The organism is Microcoleus sp. B7-D4, assembly GCF_036705125.1.
Lineage (GTDB): Bacteria > Cyanobacteriota > Cyanobacteriia > Cyanobacteriales > Microcoleaceae > Microcoleus.
In genome coordinates, this window is record NZ_JAUBTT010000004.1 from 119,161 (window position 1) to 134,840 (window position 15,680).

The 15,680-nt window shown below is 44.7% G+C and carries 4 protein-coding genes; 1 reads left to right on the top strand and 3 read right to left on the bottom strand.

Features of this window, described 5'->3' with window-relative positions:
* Positions 1-383 precede the first annotated feature (383 nt).
* The 3 genes from QUB12_RS02555 to QUB12_RS02565 form a co-directional block, all read right to left on the bottom strand.
* A complete protein-coding gene (locus QUB12_RS02555; RefSeq protein ID WP_333305321.1) occupies positions 384-6,230 on the bottom strand; it encodes an AAA family ATPase in 5,847 nt (1,948 codons plus the stop codon).
* Between the two features lie 138 nt (positions 6,231-6,368).
* A complete protein-coding gene (locus QUB12_RS02560) occupies positions 6,369-6,632 on the bottom strand; it encodes a hypothetical protein (RefSeq protein WP_333305323.1) in 264 nt (87 codons plus the stop codon).
* Complete coding sequence (locus QUB12_RS02565) at positions 6,613-12,744, bottom strand: AAA family ATPase (RefSeq protein WP_333305326.1); 6,132 nt, start codon at positions 12,742-12,744, stop codon at positions 6,613-6,615. The genes QUB12_RS02560 and QUB12_RS02565 overlap by 20 nt, the downstream gene beginning before the upstream one ends.
* A 567-nt stretch (positions 12,745-13,311) precedes the next feature.
* Here QUB12_RS02565 and QUB12_RS02570 point away from each other — a divergent pair.
* On the top strand, positions 13,312-15,680 hold a 2,369-nt coding region (locus QUB12_RS02570; protein ID WP_445300652.1), incomplete at its 3' end, for a two-partner secretion domain-containing protein.

Here is a 15,680-nt window from a genome sequence, read left to right on the forward strand (position 1 = left end):
AGACATCTGACCAAAGTTATGTCAATAGTGTGAGGCAATTTTGCTGCGAGTTAGTTAAGGAAATTGAAAGATTTAGGGAGTAAAGAGGGGGTAAAATTTAAGACGATGCACTACACATTAACAGGCAAAATGGGTAAACCTGAAGAATGAGACTTTGAGATAAAATAAGTGCGATCGGGCTTCACATCACTCTGAGCCTTTCTGCTTACCCGCCAAAAACCCTCGCAGCGGCAACAAACTAGCCGTTTGACCAAAATTCAGCCGTAGCAGCGGCCCTCCCTGCAACCGAGACTGCACCCAACAGTCGCCCCAATACCACTCGTGAAAAATGAAGATGAGCTCCCCCTCAAAGATTGTAGCGATCGAGCTTTGGACTTTTATGATTAATCTAAATGGTGTAGCCTGTCTTTGATTTTTGTGCGAGTCCTTAAAGTAGACTGACAGCGTTCCCAATAAATTTTAGCGACGGCATCGCCCTGATTCTGACGCCAACACTCTTCAAAAAGCCGCGCCGCTTTAGCTAACTTCCCTTCCGAGTAAATTGCCCTCGCTTCTGCAAACAATTCCAGCGTAGCTAACTTGCCCTCTTTAATTTCTAGCGGTTCAGCATCAAAGACCTCATAAACTGTTACTAATTCAGATTTTCCCTTGACTTTTACCGTATCGAGGGTGCGGATTGCGTAATCGGATGGATTTTCTAAGCGCGAGTAAGTTTCCTGGGTGATTAAAAGCGACACCCCATAATTTTTCGTCAAACTTTCCACGCGAGAAGCTAAATTCACGGCATCGGAAATTACTGTGCCCTCCATACGATTTTGTCCTCCCACCGTTCCCAGCATCAAAGTTCCAGTATTAATTCCAATCCCAATCTGAATCGGGCCATAGCCAGAATTAGCGCGGTGTTGATTATATCCAACGAGGCACTGCAGCATAGCAATTCCCGCTTTCACCGCATGATCCGCCTCGCCGCTAAACAGCGCCATTATCGCATCGCCAATATATTTATCAATAAACCCGTTATTTTCATTAATAACTGGTTCCATGCGAGAAAGATAGGAATTAATAAATCGGAAATTCTCCTTCGGCGTCATAGTTTCCGAAAGCGTGGTGAAGTCGCGAATGTCGGAAAATAGCACCGACATTTCTAACTGCACTTGGTCGCCCAATTCCACATCAATAATGCTTGATTTATCTAAAAACTGAAGGAATTGATTGGGAACGAAGCGCTCGAAAGCTTTGTTGAGTTGGAACAATTTATCGGTAAATCTGATGCGCTCTGTTTCGGCTTTTTTACGCTCTGTGATATCTTGAAAGGCTACAATTGCATAAGAAATCTTGTCCTTTTCATCATAGATGGGAGTACCCCAAGCCTCTATCGGAATAATCTTGTCGCCTTGGTGGATTTCCATATCCTCAGCGGTGGCACTTTCGCCCTTCAACGCTCGCACAATTGGCAAGTCACCATAGGGATATTCCTGCTCTGTTCCCGCTTGATATACTTGATAAACCTCTGGTATTTGCTCGCTGGCGACTTGAGGAATAACTCCTTTACCTAATAATTGAATAGCAACGCGATTACTATAGTAAAATTTGCCCGAAGCATCCAGCACTGACACCCCGACTGGAATTGCTTCTAAAAATTGAGCGAGTCTGTTCTCACTTTCGCGGACTTCTGTATAAAGCTTAGAATTTTGGATCGAGATAGCCGCCTGTCCAGATAACACTTTTAATAGTTCCACTCTTTCTGGCGTAAAAGCTCCGGCTGTGAGATTGTTTTCTAGGTAAACAATACTAATGATTTGAGATTGATTAATCAGTGGCACACATAAAATTGATTTGGGCTGATGCTTTTGGATGTAGGGGTCGTTGGTAAATTGTCCCTCTCGGACAGCATCATCGAGTACCACGCTTTCTTGAGTGCGAGCCACATAATTGATAATTGCGGAGGAAAGTTCCTGACAATTTTCAACTGAGATTGACTGCAACACGGTGACTTGTTGGGAATTTATTGTGCCTTCAGCTTCAATTAATAGCTTTCCCTGGCTTGATAAAATTAAATAGCCTCTTTGCGCTCCTGCACTTTCCATCAAAATTTTCATCAATTTAGACAGTAATTTATCCAGCAGTATTTCGCCAGAAATGGCCTGAGAAGCTTTCATTACTGTGGTGAGATCTAAGTGAGAACCAGAACCCTTGGTCGTCACTGAGGCCGTAGTTGTAGTTGTTTTTATTCCCGGTTGGATTGGCGTCAATAACTGCGGATATCGCGTCTCTAAATCCGTTACCTTAGCAGTGGCTCCCCATTGAACATAACAATAATATGCCTCAATCATGTAGGTTTGAGCAAGTTTTTCTTTGCTCCATTCCCAGTAGAATTTGGCTGCTAGTTCGTTAGCTAGTGCTTCTTCGTTGAGGAATTTATTTTCTTTGGCTCCAGAAATGGCGCGATCGTACATTTCAATCGCCTCGGCTTTATTGCCAAAAACGCGATGTTTTTCGGCCTCAACTAAATACCATTTATGTAGATTATTCATGGCAGCATTTTGCGCCCATTGGTGCAGAGTGGTTTGATGGGTTTCCACCTGGGCTAGAAGATCAGCTTGCTCGGTTTCTGGCTGTGTAGGAAACAGTGCCAAGTGTGTCAGGGCAGCATAGAAATGGAAAATGGGAATATGAAACATTCCCGATACTCCTATTAAATACTCCTTGGCTTGGGCGATGTGATCTAGGGCAGCCGTGTAATTTCCATAGCAGTAGGCAAGCAACAGTTTGTAGATGTAGGCACAAGAGATCGCCGTGAATTCATTATCCTGATAGTGCTTGGGAATCATCACCGTTTCATCGTAGGCAGAGCCTATTAATAAATCCGGTCGAATACGGGTTTCCCTCAAGTTAGACACCATCTGCCTCGTCATATCCAAATAAACCCGACCCGAATATTGCTTCACCTGAGCCAAGACAGCCCTGTAACCGACTATTTCAGGTTCCAAAATATCCAGTTCTACCCCACTGTAAAAGTTGGTATTAAAGTAAACACTTATGCTGTAGCCAGCGTATAGAAAATTACCTGTTTCCATGCCCGCCGTGTAGCCATCTTTCGCCCTCGGTATCGTTGCCAAGAGAGCTTCTTGATGATGCTGAATCCAGCCACCAAACACCAAGAGAATTATAGACTTGAAGTCGGGTACATTGAACCGATCAAGCAATAAGAGTGCCAATTGCCCAAAGCCATAGCCCGTTTTCACCTCTCCCAAAAAGGCACACAACACCAACCCGTGCATCACATATCCCACCGTCGAGGCGGGGGCATTCCCAAAGGAGAGCGATAAACTCACCATCATGGAGCTAACTAGAGGTGTTAAACTCGGCATTCCTTGAAAAATGGGTGCAGATAACATTCCTAACATTTGTATGGCTGCCTGAGCTTTGGCATCAGTCATCATCGGCAGATTAGCTAGTTCTTCAATCCGTTTATCCTGGAGTTCGTCGGCAAGGGCTTGTAGCGCTTTACTAATCAAGGCTTCGTCAGGTGCTGTGGGTAGTTCAACACCCAGTTGTAAGAGTGCATTTCTGCCGACTGCGATCGCTTCTAACACCTTGCTCTGGGCTGTCTGAGCGGCAATTTGAATTTCGTAAATTTTAATTTTGTCTAAAATGGTTTGCGCTTTTTGCAAAACCTGCGCTGCCATCTGTTCCATACCCTCAATGTCACCATTCAAATAGGCTGTTTCGGCAGCAGCCACATACAGATTTAATGTCAATTCATACTGACTTTGCCAGCAGTTTGCTGTCAGTAGGTCAATTCCCGTTTGTAGATAGACCATTGCGGCTGCGTAGGCGGTAGAACTTCTTGCCTTACCTCCCGCTTCTAAGTTGAGTTTTGCTAAAGCTTCTCGTTCGCTTAATTGATTAATTAACTCAATTCCTTGATTCAAATGCCCCACAAGATCAAAGAGTTTTTCTTCTATTTCTATATCCGAATAATTTTGGACAAGTAACTGTCCGATTTTCAGATGAGTAGCTTGTTTTTGGTTGTCAGGAATCAAGGAATAAGCCGCTTGCTGGACGCGATCGTGCAGAAACTTATAAGTGGGATTAGTGATAGACTCAGTAGGGGATAGATCCTGTGTTTTAATGAAGCATTTATAGCCTTCTGTAATGGGTAAAATGAGTCCTTCTTGCAAGGCTTTCCATAGTGCTGATGCTGTTTGTTCGGGTAATTCTTCGTTGACTATTGCCAATGTATCTAAATCAAACTGCGCCCCAATGCAGGCGGCAAGTTTGAGAACCTCCTGAGTAATGGCCGGCAACTTCTGCAATTGCACCGCCATAAACTCCACCACATCCGAGGCGTGGGTAAGTCTAGCTTGAGCAATATCGCACTGCCAATGCCCTAGATCCCAGTCAAAGATAATTTGACCATCTTCATACAGCGACTTGAGGAATTGAGTAGAGAAAAAGGGATTACCTTTGGTTTTTTGATAAACCAGTTCTGTCAATGGCCCGGCAAAGGATAAATTACAAATCAGTGTATCTGCTACCAACTGATTGAGATATGCTAAACTCAACGGTTGCAAGGTAATCGTATTCACTACTGCCCCAGACTTCACAATCTCATCCACAGTCAACATAAACGGATGAGCCGGTGACACCTCATTATCCCGATAAGCACCCAATACTAACAGATGCCCCGTATCTTCCATCAATAGTTGTAATAACTTCAAAGATGCTGAATCTGCCCACTGCAAATCGTCCAGAAACATCACTAAGGGATGTTCTGCTTGGGTAAATACTTGCACAAATTTCTGCATCAGCAGATTGAAGCGATTTTGGGCGGCACTCCCGGACAATTCTAGTGCAGGACTTTGAGCGCCAATGATGTGTTCTAATTCAGGAATCACCTCAATCAGCACTTGCCCACTCTCGCCTACTGCGGTGAGAATCATGGTTTTCCATCTGTGTAACTGAGCGTCACTTTCTGATAATAATTGTCCCATCAATTCCCGAAATGCTTGTACAAATGCAGAGAAGGGAATATTGCGCTGAAATTGGTCGTATTTGCCTTTGATAAAATAGCCACGCTGTCTGGCTATCGGCTTATGGACTTCGTTCACTACTGCGGTTTTACCAATACCTGAGAAGCCAGCTACTAGCATCATTTCACTGCCGGATAAATGCGAGCCCCCCCCGCCCAGGGCGGGCACGGGGGCACCGCCCCTACTAAGGGGGGAGTCACATGAAGCCCCATTTATTAAGGGGGGTTGGGGGGATCGTCTTGATGCAATCCGTTCAAAGGCAGCTAATAGATGATCGACTTCACTTTCTCTGCCGTAGAGTTTTTCGGGAATCAGGAAACGGTCTGTAATATCTCGCCTTCCCAAGTCAAATTCTTCTATGCTGTCGGTTTGTTGTAATTGCAGCAGACACATTTCTAAATCATGCTTGATCCCCAAGGCAGTTTGATAGCGGTTTTCGGCATTCTTCGCCATCAATTTACTGACAATTTGCGAGAGAATTAGGGGGATTTCTGGCTCGATTTCGTGCGGAGGAACTGGCTGTCTAGCAATATGGCAGTGAACTATCTCTAAAGCATCTTTTGTCTCAAAAGGCAATTTTCCTGTCAGCAATTCGTAGAAGGTGACGCCGAGGGAGTAAAAGTCAGTACGGTAATCGAGAGTGCGATTCATCCTGCCAGTTTGTTCTGGCGAGATATAAGCAAGGGTTCCTTCCAGAACGCCGGGGTTTTTCAGGGTTGGCGTTTCTCGCGTTAACTGAGTAGAAATACCAAAGTCGATAATTTTTAATTTTTTTGTGTCGGGGTTGTAAACAATATTTGAGGGGTTAATATCTTTGTGGATGATGTTGGCGCTGTGAATTTGCCCTAAAATTTCTGTGGTTGCGATCGCAATTTGTAAAAATTCCTCCAGAGTAAACTTTCGCTGCTGCATCCAAATTGTCAAGGATTCCCCGCCAAAGTCCTCGACAAACATCACGAGGCTGTTTTGGTATTTTTGCAAGTCATAAACTCGCACAACTCCCGCCTCTTTCAACTCTTGGGTGATGCGGTATTCGGTGCGGTAGCGCACCAATTCTTGAGGTGTGGGGTAGTTTTCTTTGAGAAGTTTGAGGATAATCGGCCCTTTATCTGCTTCCCGAATCGCCCGGTAAACCAGAGAGTTGACACTTTCGTAAAGCAGCGTCTGGACGGCAACGCCTGGAATAGAGAGCATATTGATTTTTTGGCTAAAAATTAACGCTAAGTCAAAAGGCACCAGTTTTGTGTATAGAATAGCACGTTAGAAAGGTAATTTATTTTTGTAACAAATGTTTAGTTTTTCATGTAGCGATCGAGCTTTGGACTTTTATCATTAATCTACATTGTGTAGCCTGTCTTTAATTTTTGTGCGATTTCTTAAAGTAGACTGACAGCGTTCCCAATAAATTTTAGCGACGGCATCCCCCGGATTCTGACGCCAACACTCCGAAAACAGCCGCGCCACCTCAGCTAACTTCCCTTCCAAGTAATTTGCCCTCGCTTCTGCAAACAATTCCAGCGTAGCTAACTTGCCCGCTTTGATTTCTGGCGGGTCAGCATCAAACACCTCATCAAGGTCACATAACTCCCATGCCATCAATCATAGCTGACTGAATAATTGTATAAGCCTCTACCCAAGCTTTTTCAGTTTCAGGTGTCCACTCTAAACCCATCTGCGCCTTCAGGGATTGAATGAGTGCATTGGCAACAACAGGAAAATGTTCTACTGAAACGCCATATTTGGCATGAGTTGCACCTAATCCTTTAGCAAAAACATTAATTAACTTAGGTTTCCGTAAATTTTCAATAATGATTTCTAAGCTTTGCCAAAGCTTTTCTTTTTGCTGTGCCATTCTTGTATTCATAAAAAGAGCTTTAATCTGAGAAGACTCATTAAAAAGTATTTCATAAAAGTTACTTACAAATTCATCAGAGTGAGGTTTTATTAATGCTAAACTTCTCTCTAAGAGTTCGATGTTTAAACTGATAGTTTTTTGTTCACACCAGTCCCAATAAATTTGAGCAACTTTATCCGAAGGGCAGAGTTCTAAACATTGAGCAAATAATGCTGTGGCTTCGATAAATTTCTGTTGTCGATATAAGCTCACAGCTTGATTAAATAAATCTTTGGTTGCTAATTTGCCTCGCTTTGTTTCAGGAATATCTGCCTCAAAAACTTCATAAATTGTAGATAAGTCTACTTTTCCCTTCACACTAATTTGAGCGATCATGCGAATAGCATAGTTGCTAGGATTAGCTAACTTATTAAAAGTCTGCTGTGTAATCAGTAAAGCAACACCATAATTTTTTGTTAATCCTTCCACACGAGCAGCTAAATTCACCGCATCACTAATTACCGTCGTATCCATGCGATTTGGTCCGCCCACCGTGCCTAACATTAAATTCCCAGTATTAATGCCAATGCCAATCTTAATCGGGGCATAGCCAGAATTAACCCGCTCTTGATTGTATACTTGAAGTTGATGCAGCATGGCAATACTGGCATTTACTGCATTATCAGCATTACCGCTAAATAGGGCCATAATCGCATCACCAATATATTTATCAATAAAGCCATGATTCTCAATAATCGCTGATTCCATCCGAGATAAATAAGCATTAATGAACTGAAAATTATCCTCCGGAGTCATACTTTCCGAAAGCGTGGTGAAGTCGCGAATATCAGAAAATAGCACTGACATTTCTAACTGCACTTGGTCGCCCAATTCGACATCGACAATGCTTGGTCTATCTAAAAAATGGAGGAACTGATTGGGGACGAAGCGCTCGTAAGCTTTGTTGAGTTGAAATAGTTCATTGGTGAACCTTATCTGCTCTGTTTCGGCTTTTTTGCGCTCCGTTATATCTTGAAATGCTGCTAGACCGTAGGCAATATTGCTCTGATTATCATAGATAGGCGTTCCCCAAACTTCGATGGGTACAACCTTGTCAGGCTGGTAGATTTCCATATCATTAACAGTGGAACTTTCGCCATTTAATGCCCGCACTCCAGGCATTTTTTCAGCAGGATACGGATTGGAAGTGTCCGCAGTATATAGTTGATAAACCTCTGCGAATTGCTCGGACGTGGCATCAGGCGCAACTCCTTTTCCCAGAAGCTGCTGCCCCTTCTGATTAACGTAGTAAGGTGTACCACTGGGTTTGATTACAACTATCCCTACTGGCATAGCTTCTAGGAATTGAGTCAGCCTGGTTTCATTTTCGCGTACTTCTGTATAGAGTTTAGAATTTTGAATCGATATAGCCGCTTGTCCAGATAACACTTTTAATAGTTCCACTCTTTCTGGGGTAAAAGCTCCGGCTGTCAGATTGTTTTCTAGGTAAACAATACTGACGATTTGAGCTTGGTTAATCAGTGGCACGCATAAAATTGATTTGGGCTGATTTTTGTGGATGTAATGGTCGTTGGTAAATTGTCCCTCTCGGACAGCATCATCTAGTACCACGCTTTCTTGAGTGCGGGCCACATAATTGACAATTGCGGAGGAAAGTTCTTGACAATCTTCAACGGGGATTGACTGCAACACGGTGACTTGTTGGGAATTTATTGCCCCTTCAGCTTCAATTAACAGCTTTTCCTGGGTTAATAAAATTAGATATCCTCTTTGCGCCCCTGCACTTTCGATCAAAATTTTCATCAAGCTAGACAGTAGCTTATCTAGCATAATTTCTCCAGAAATTGCCTGAGAAGCTTTCATTACTGTGCTGACATCTAAGTTTTTAACCAAACCCGTGGTCGTTACAGTTCCGGTAGTTTTAGTGTTTTTTCTTCCGGCTTGAATAGGTTTTAATAAGTGGGGGTATCGCGTTTCTAAATCTTTTACCTTAGCAGTGGCTCCCCATTGGATATAACAATAATACGCCTCAATCATGTAGAGTTGGGCAAATTTTTCTTTATTCCATTCTAGATAAAACTTGGCTGCTAGTTCGTTGGCTATTGCTTCTTCATTGAGGAATAGATTTTGTTTAGCTCCAGCAATGGCGCGATCGTACATTTCAATCGCCTCAACTTTATTACCCAAAACGCGATGTTTTTCGGCCTCAACCAAATACCATTTATGCAAATGATTCATCGGAGCATTTTGCGCCCACTGTTGCAGAGTCGTTTGATGGGCTTGGGCCTGAGTAAGAATTTCAGCTTGCTCGGTTCCTGGCTGTGTGGGGAAGAGTGCCAAGTGCGTCAGAGCTGCATAAAAATGGAAAGCGGGAACAAAAACCGATCCCGATACTGCCATTAAATACTGTTGACCTTGGGCAATGTAGTTTAGGGCAGCCGTATAATTGCCATAGCAGTAAGCAAGCAGCAGTTTGTAGATGTAGACAGCAGCGATCGCTGTCAGGTCATTGTTCTGATGGTGCTTAGAAATCATCACGGTTTCATCGTAGGCAGTTCCGATTAAGCAATCCGACAGAATACAGGCTTCCCTCAAATTCTTCACCGTCTGCTGCGTCATATTCAACAAACCCTGGGCAGAATATTGCTTTACCTGCGCCATGACAGCGCTGTAACCTGCTATTTCTGATGCCCAACTGTCTAGTTCTACCCCACCGAAGAAATGGACATAAAAGTAACCACTTATGTTGTAGCCAGCATTTAGAAAATCACCAGTTTCCATGCCCGCCGTATAGCCATCTTTCAGCGTCGGTATCGTTGCTAAGAGAGCTTCTTGGCGATGCTGAATAAAACCCCCAAACACAATTATAATTTGAGACTTGAATTCCCGCATATTGAACCGATCCAGCAATGAGAATGCCAATTTACCAAAGTCATAGCCCGTTTCGACATCTCCAAAAAAAGCACACAAAACCAGTCCGTGAATCGCATACCCCACGCTTGATGCGGGTGCATTCCCAAAGGAGAGCGATAAACTCACCATCCTGGAGCTAAGTAGGGGCAGCAAACCCGGCATTCCCTGGAAAATGGTTGCAAACAATATTCCTAACAATTGCATAGCTGCCTGAGTCTGGGAATCGGTCATCACAGGCAAGTCAACCAGTTCTTCAATCTGTCTACCCTGGAGTTGGTTGGCAAGGTTTTGTAACGCTTTGCCAATCAAGGCTTCATCAGGTTCGGTGGGTAGATCAATCCCCAATTGCAAGAGTGCATTTCTGCCTACTGCGATCGTCTCCAACATCTTGCCCTGGGCTGTCAGGGCGGCAATTTGAATTTCGTAAATTTTAATTTTGTCTAAAATCGTCTGAGCATTCTGCAATACCTCTGCTGCCATCTGTTCCATGCCCTCAAAGTCAGCATTCAAATACGCAGCTTCGGTAGCAGCAATATAGAGATTCAGGGTCAATTCATACTGACTTTGCCAGCAGTTGACTGTCAGTAGCTCAATTCCTGTTTGCAGATAGACCATTGCGGCTGCGTAGGCGGTAGAACTTCTGGCCTTACCTCCCGCTTCTAAGTTGAGTAGGGCTAAGGCTTCTCGTTCGCTTAGTTGATGGATTAACTCAATTCCTTGATTCAAATGCCCCACAATATCAAAGAGTTTTTCTTCTTTTTCAATATCCGAGGATTTTTGTAGCAGTAACTGCCCAATTTTGAGATGAGTGGCTTGTTTTTGGTCGTTGGGAATCAATGAATAAGCCGCTTGCTGAACGCGATCGTGCAAGAACTTATAAGTTGGATTAGCAACAGACCCAGGAGGGGATTGAGCATCTGCTTGAATCAAGTTATAGCCTTCTGCCATCACTAAAATGAGTCCTTCAAGCAAGGCTTTCCATAGCACTGATCCCGTTGGATCGGGTACTTCTTCGCTGACTACTGCTAATGTATCTAAATCAAACTGCGCCCCAATGCAAGCCGCCAATTTTAGAACATCCTGAGTTTCTTTCGGCAACTTCTGCAATTGCACCGCCATAAACTCCACCACATCCGAGGCGTGGGTAAGTCTAACTTGAGCAATATCGCACTGCCACCCCCCTTGACTGCCCCCCTTACTAAGAAGGGATTGAGGGCGGTCAAAAATAATCAGCCCATCTTCATGCAACGCCTTGAGGAATTGAGTAGAGAAAAAGGGATTTCCTTGAGTTTTTTCATAAACCAATTCTGTCAAAGGTTGAGCAAAAGATAAATCACAAATCAGCGTATCTGCTACCAACTGATTGATATCTGCTAAACTCAACGGTTGCAGGGTAATCGTATTCACTGCTGCCCCAGACTTCACAATCTCATCCACTGTTAACATAAACGGATGAACAGGTGACACTTCATTATCCCGATAAGCACCCAACACCAATAGATGCCCTGTATTTTCCATCAATAGTTGTAACAATTTCAGAGATGCTGAATCCGCCCACTGTAAATCATCCAAAAATATCACTAAGGGATGTGAGGCAGTAGTAAATACTTGCACAAACTTTTGCATCAACAGATTAAAGCGATTTTGGGCGGCACTTCCCGACAATTCTAGTGCAGGATTTTGAGCGCCAATAATGCGTTCTAACTCAGGAATCACCTCAATCAGCACTTGCCCGCTCTCGCCTACTGCTGTCAGAATCTTGGTTTTCCATGTTTGTAAATGAGCCTCGGATTCTGATAATAACTTCCCCATCAATTGCCGAAATGCTTGCACAAATGCACTGAAGGGGATATTGCGCTGGAATTGGTCGTATTTGCCTTTAATAAAATAGCCTCCTTGTCGGGCTATAGGCTTATGGACTTCGTTCACTACTGCGGTTTTACCAATTCCCGATAAGCCAGCCACCAACATCATTTCGGCGCTACCTGTACTGACTCCTTCAAAGGCTGCTAATAGATGAGAAACTTCCATTTCCCTACCGTAAAGCTTTTCGGTAATTAAAAAACGGTCGGTAATATCCCGCGTTCCCAAGGCAAACTGCTCAATGTTACCCGTTGCTTGTACTTGAACCAGACACATTTCTAGATCGTGCTTTATCCCCCCTGCTGTTTGATAGCGGTTTTCCGCATTTTTAGCCATCAATTTACTGAGAATTTGAGACATAATTACGGGAATTTGTGTCTCGATTTCGTGCGGCGGAACTGGTTGTCTGGCAATATGGCAGTGAACTAGCTCTAAAGCCTCTTCTGTCTCAAAAGGCAATTTTCCTGTCAGCAATTCGTAGAAGGTAACGCCGAGGGAGTAAAAGTCAGTACGGTAATCGATAGAGCGATTCATCCTACCAGTTTGTTCTGGTGAGATGTATGCAAGGGTTCCTTCCAGAATGCCGGGGTTTTTCAGTATCGGTGTTTCTCTGGTTAGCTGAGTGGAAATGCCAAAGTCAATAATTTTTAATTGTTTCGTTTCCGGGTTGTAAACAATATTCGAGGGGTTAATATCTTTGTGGATAATATTGGCGCTGTGAATTTGCCCTAATGCTTCCGTGGTGGCGATCGCAATTTGCAAAAATTCCTCTAGAGTAAAGGAGGGCTGCTGCATCCAAATTGTCAAGGATTCCCCGCCAAAGTCCTCCACAAACATCACGAGGCTATTTTGGTATTTTTGCAAGTCATAAACTTGTATGACTCCCGGCTCTTTTAGCTCTTGGGTGATGCGGTATTCGGTGCGGTAGCGCACCAATTCTTGAGGTGTGGGGTAGCTTTCTTTGAGCAGTTTGAGGATAATTGGCTCTTGATCTGCTTCCCGAATCGCCCGGTAAACCAGAGAGTTGACACTTTCGTAAAGCAGCGTCTGGACAGCAACGCCTGGAATAGAGAGCATATTGATTTTTATGGTAAAAATTAAAGCTAACTCAAAACGCAGCAGCTTTCTGTATACAATAGCGCGTTAGAAAGGAAAAAAAATTCTTTTTGTAACAAATGTTTAGTTTTTCCGGTACCAGCCTGCAAATACTTTGTGGTAGCCCCGATCGCGATCGCCTAATTTGTAGGATGCCTCAACAGTCGATCGCACTTTTGCTTTGATTTTCAGCCCACATTACGCAGCCTGGGCTGTGACACAGCATAATTACGCATGAAACTCTATTTTTAAAGTAATAAATTATGGCTTTAAAACGTTTTTTATCAGTCAATCTACGGTAAAAAACTATAAATCATAGCTTTATTGCTGGCTAAAACTAAGTAAAAACCGATCGTGACATTTGAGGGTGCAGAATTTGGGTTTTATGTATAGCAACCGCCCTGATGGTGACGAGGTTCTTAATCGCTAAGTCTACGCCGCTGTTGACCGCACTGAGCGGCCAATACCTTAAAGTTATAATTGTCCGATACGTGCTCTGCCAGCTAAAAGCTAATGAAACTAGCCTTCTTTTCTATACATGGTGCTGCAATGCTAGCGAGCGCAGCCACTATTGTCAGTACAGCGGTGGTACAAGCACAACCCATTGTTCCTGCACCCAATGACACTGGCACTACTGTCACACCCGACGGCGATCGCTTGAATATTACAGGCGGCCAAACTTCTAGAGATGGAGCCAATCTTTTCCACAGTTTTCAACAGTTTGGGCTTAGCGAAGGGCAGATTGCTAATTTTATCTCTAATCCCGCTATTCGCAACATTATGGGTCGGGTAGTAGGCGGGAATCCTTCTATTATTAATGGTTTAATTCAAGTAAGTGGCGGCAATTCCAACCTGTTTTTAATAAATCCTTCGGGCATTATCTTTGGCCCTAATGCTAGCTTGAATCTTCCGGCAGCCTTTACAGCTACTACTGCTACTAACATCGGTTTTGATTCCGGTTTCTTCAATGTGGCTGGAGCGAATGATTACAGTAAGCTGATAGGAACTCCCAACACTTTTTACTTTAATCTCAGCCAACCGGGAAGTATCGTCAATGCAGGTAATTTAGCTGTTGTGCCGGGACAAAGTATAACTTTAATCGGCGGTACTGTCGTCAGCACGGGTTCTCTCCATGCTCCCCAAGGTAATATTATTGTCGCTGCTGTCCCCGGTAAAAATGCTGTTCGTATTAGTCAAGAAGGGCATTTATTAAGTTTAGAAATTGGGGTTGTTGACGGGGGATTGTTGGCACAGAATGGGCAATTATCTCTGCCTTTGTCTCTTCCGCAATTGCTTGCTGGCGCAGGTGAGAACTCTGCTACTGGCGTCTCCGTTAACGGTGCAGGAGAAGTGGTTTTGACGGCGGGTTTGAGGGTGGAAAGCGGGGATGTGGCGATCGCTAGTTCTACTGTTAATAGTCAGAATGCTACACTCTCGGCAGCACGTAATCTCACTTTGGTAGAAAGCCAGCTACTTACTGAGAACAATTTGTTTCTGTTGGCAGGAGATACGGTGCGGGTGAGGGATGGCAGTTATCCTTTCAGGGCGATCGCAGGTGGCAATCTTACTATACAAGGTAATCAAAATATTGATATCTTCGCGCTAGATTACCCTAGCCCTGCATTCCAATCCGCAGGGGATGTCACATTATTGAGCAATGGCACTGTTTCCGGTGATGCTCACTTCGCTGCGCGTGGTAATTTTTCTATTCTCACATTGTCTGGCAACGGCGGCAGTTTTCTGAGTTTGTACGACCCGATTATTAGCTCGGATGGAGATGTGAGATTTGGGGATTATACTGGAACCTCACTTAAGGTAGAAGCAAAAGGCGCGATCGCGGCGGGAGATATTACCATCAATGGGCCAGATACTACTTTGTCAGGTTCCGCCGATCCAGATGCGGCGGTGCTTTCAGGTAGTGCAGCTTTAATTTTGCGATCGGGCGTTTCGACTTTGGCGAATGCTGCTAATTTGCCGCCGAATGTCACCGAAGGGGAGACATTTTTTGCTTTACCGGGTGTTGCTTCGGGCAATAGCATCGGAGTGGGAGCGATTTCGACAGTAGGCGGGCCTGTGATTTTGGAGTCAGCAGGGGACATTGCGCTGGATGCGATCGCCACTTCTGGGGGTAATATTACTCTCAAAGCTGGTAGCGACATCGCCGTTACAGGCACTCTTCAGTCTACTGGCGGCACTATTGACCTCACGGCCGGCAATTTGTTCACAGTCAGCGGCACTTTTACAGATAGTAACGGTGTAAATGCGAGCATTTCCAGCGCTAATGGCACGGGTGGCGGCGCGATTACTCTTCGCCACGCGGGGAGCACTACTACACCTTTTATTGTCGGCGATGCGACAACGAATGGGACGGCGGGAGCCATTACATCAGGTTCCCAGACAATTTCGCCACAGTTTGCGGTGCCGGTGCCGCCAAGCACTTACACTCAGGGCAATATTGCGATCAGTTCTTCCGCGCCATCTCCAACACCGGAACCAACACCATCGCCGACACCGGAACCGACACCGGAACCGACACCGGAACCAACGCCGGAACCAACGCCGGAACCGACACCGGAACCAACGCCGGAACCGACACCGGAACCAACACCGGAACCGACACCATCTCCTACACCATCTCCTACACCATCTCCTACACCGGAACCAACACCGGAACCGACACCATCTCCTACACCGGAACCAACACCACAACCGACACCATCTCCAACCCCACTACCAACGCCGGAACCGACACCACAACCGACACCATCTCCAACCCCACTACCAACGCCGGAACCGACACCACAACCGATACCATCTCCAACCCCACTACCAACGCCGGAACCGACACCACAACCGATACCATCTCCAACCCCACTACCAACGCCGGAACCGACACCACAACCGATACCATCTCCAAC

What these genes read in the sequence shown, in the direction of transcription:
- QUB12_RS02565 (WP_333305326.1), bottom strand. Translation starts at nt 12,744, where the DNA reads ATGCTCTCTATTCCAGGCGTTGCTGTCCAGACGCTGCTTTACGAAAGT.
- QUB12_RS02555 (WP_333305321.1), bottom strand. Translation starts at nt 6,230, where the DNA reads ATGCTCTCTATTCCAGGCGTTGCCGTCCAGACGCTGCTTTACGAAAGT.
- QUB12_RS02560 (WP_333305323.1), bottom strand. Translation starts at nt 6,632, where the DNA reads ATGGCATGGGAGTTATGTGACCTTGATGAGGTGTTTGATGCTGACCCG.